Here is a 2,849-nt window from a genome sequence, read left to right as displayed (position 1 = left end):
TGGTGCGCAGAGCGAGACTTGAACTCGCACGCCGTAATGGCACTGCCCCCTCAAGACAGCGTGTCTACCGATTCCACCACCTGCGCAATGTTGTTAAGAGGCCGAAATTTTAGCAAAAAAAAATGGCTGCGTCAAGAGCGACGCAGCCATGGTGTAAAGTTTTACGATTATCCGAGGAACGGGTTTGCGTAAAGAGCGATCAGAGCGATAACCAGGGTATAGATAACCTGCGCTTCGATCATCGCGAGGGCGATGAACATGGTTGTCATCAGCTTGCCGCCAAGACCCGGGTTGCGTGCTGTACCTGCGATCGTAGCCGCTGCCGTGTTACCCATACCGAGGGCGCCACCCGCTGCTGCAAGACCGAGACCGACACCTGCCGCGATAACGCTGTATGCCTGAATCATAGATTCGCCTTCACCTGCAAACGCAAAACCCGCGAATGCTACCATAAGAAGAAAAAACTTTTTCATCGAAAAGCTCCTATAAAAATTTTGTCTCCGGATATGACGCTCCGGCTGCGCTGCAAAGTCCGTTCGGCTTGCGTATCCCTACTTATCACTTTGCAGGCGCATTATAACCATTGTTTCGTAAAACTACGTTTAATCGAGGGGCTTGGCCAGCTCCAGCGAAATCTTGTGGCCTTTCTGCGATTTGACGACCACCTCGATCTCCTGTCCTTCGTGCAACAGATCGCTGGGATGGGCGATGCGGCCGCGGGAGATTTTCGAGATATGCAAAAGGCCGTCGACACCGCCGGGCAGTTCGACGAATGCACCGAAGTCGACCAGTTTTTTGACTTTGCCCATCATCGGTTTGTCGATCTCGAACTGCGGTATCTCTTTTTTGGCTCCGCCCCCTTCGACGATGCCTTTGATGTGATCGCACGCCGCTTTGACTTTCGCCTTGCTCGGGCCGGTGACTTTCACTTCACCCTGCTTTTTGTCGAGGTCGATGTTCACTTCGAATTTTTCGATGATTTCACGGATCGTTTTGCCGGCCTGGCCGATAATGTCGACAATCTTGTGCGGGCTTACATGGAAGACTTCGGAACTCGGAAGCACCTCTTCGTTCACTTCGATCGCTTTGGCCGCTTCGTCCATGATACCGAGGATATGGAGGCGCGCCTCTTTCGCCTGCTCCAGCGCCTCTTTGAGAAGATCGAGGCTGATGCCGCCGAGCTTGATATCCATCTGCAGTGCCGTGATGCCGTCTTCGCTTCCGGCAACCTTGAAGTCCATGTCGCCATCGTGGTCTTCCAGACCCATGATATCGGTCAGGATGGCGTATTTGTCGTCTTCCATCACCAGCCCCATCGCAACACCGGCAACCAGTTTGAGGACCGGTACGGCGGCCGCTTTGAGTGCCAGAGAACCACCGCAGACTGTCGCCATGGAGGAGGATCCGTTGGACTCCAGAATTTCGGAAACGAGCCGGATGATCGCATCGAGTTCGGTTTTGTCGAGAGTCGGTTCGAGGGCGCGTTTGGCAAGGTTGCCGTGGCCCAGTTCGCGTCGGCCGGGAGGTCCGATGCGTGACGCTTCGCCGACACTGAAACCCGGGAAGTTGTAGTGCACCATGAACTCTTCGTAACTCGCACTCTTGCCCGTGATGCGCTCGAACATCTGCGCATCCTGGCGGTTTCCGAGCGTACAGGTGACCAGTGCCTGCGTCTCGCCCCGCGTGAAGAGGCAGGAGCCGTGCACGCTGGGAAGAAGGTTGGTTTCGATCGTGATGGGGCGGACATCTTTCGGGCTCCGCCCGTCGGCGCGTCTGCCCTCTTCCAGAATCATCGCGCGGACACGTTCGCGCTTCACTTCGCCGACCGCCCGTTTGATCTGGTCATCCGTCCACTCTTCGGTTCTGGCGATCTCATCACCCCGAACCTGTTCGACAATCGCCTTGATCTCCGTGCCGCGTTCGCTTTTCGCCATGCCGTCGAGTGCACGGTTGATCTCATCCATATAGAACTCTTTGACATAGGTGACGATCGACGGATCGGCTTTCTCTTCGAAGAGCGGTACATCTTTTTTCGGTTTGGCCGCTTCGGCGTAGACTTTCTCATATTCGGACGCAGCGAGTGTGATCGCCTTCTGCGCCAACTCGATCGCTTCGACCAGCTCCTCCTCTTTGAGTTCGTTGACATGAGGAATCTGGATGATTTCGTCGGCGAGCATCGGGTCCATCATCGGGTCGACGGCAACCGTCGGTTCGATCTCGACATCGACCGTACCGATGGCACGCATTTCGATCATCAGAAGATCCTCTTTGGTACCCGATACGAAGAGATCGAGGGTCCCCTCTTCCAGTGCATCCAGCGTCGGGTTGATCACAAATTCACCATCTTTCCTTCCGATACGCACACCCGCCACACACTGGCTTACCGGGATATCGGAGATGAAGAGCGCGGCAGATGCGGCGTCGAGCGCCAGCGACTGCAGGTCCGCCTCTTCGCCGACACTGAGCAGCATCACGGTGATCTGGACGGGATTGAAAAACCCTTTCGGAAAGAGCGGTCGGAGCGACCGGTCGATGAGACGAGACGTCAATGTCTCGAAATCGCCCGGTTTCGTCTCCCGTTTCACGAACCCACCGGGGATCTTTCCGGCAGCATAGCTCTTCTCGATATACTGGACCGTCAGAGGAAGAAAGTGTTCCTCGATCGGTTTGTCATCCATCACCGCTGTCGCCAGGATAACGGTTTTTCCGCTGCGCAATACGACCGCGCCGTTCGCCTGTCGGGCCACCTTGCCCGTTTCAACGGTAACGGTTCTGTTGTTCATTTCAAATTCAAATCTGCACGCCATGTCATTTTTTCCTTGTCAAGTTTCGTTCTATTTTACTCTATT

General features: G+C 55.2%; 2 protein-coding genes and 1 tRNA gene. All 3 read right to left on the bottom strand.

Annotation, left to right across the window (positions count from 1 at the left end):
- A tRNA-Leu gene (locus Q1K24_RS07260) sits at positions 1-86 on the bottom strand.
- A gap of 81 nt (positions 87-167) precedes the next feature.
- Entirely contained in the window at positions 168-473 is a 306-nt protein-coding gene (locus tag Q1K24_RS07255) for a F0F1 ATP synthase subunit C (protein WP_300368141.1), read from the bottom strand.
- A gap of 129 nt (positions 474-602) precedes the next feature.
- Positions 603-2,807 (bottom strand): polyribonucleotide nucleotidyltransferase, encoded by a 2,205-nt coding sequence (locus Q1K24_RS07250; protein ID WP_300368138.1) that lies wholly within the window; start codon positions 2,805-2,807, stop codon positions 603-605.
- Between the last annotated feature and the right edge of the window lie 42 nt (positions 2,808-2,849).

The organism is Hydrogenimonas sp. (genome assembly GCF_029932565.1).
GTDB lineage: Bacteria > Campylobacterota > Campylobacteria > Campylobacterales > Hydrogenimonadaceae > Hydrogenimonas.
The sequence above is the reverse complement of the archived record's forward strand: the minus strand, read 5'-3'. Positions and strand labels throughout refer to the sequence as shown.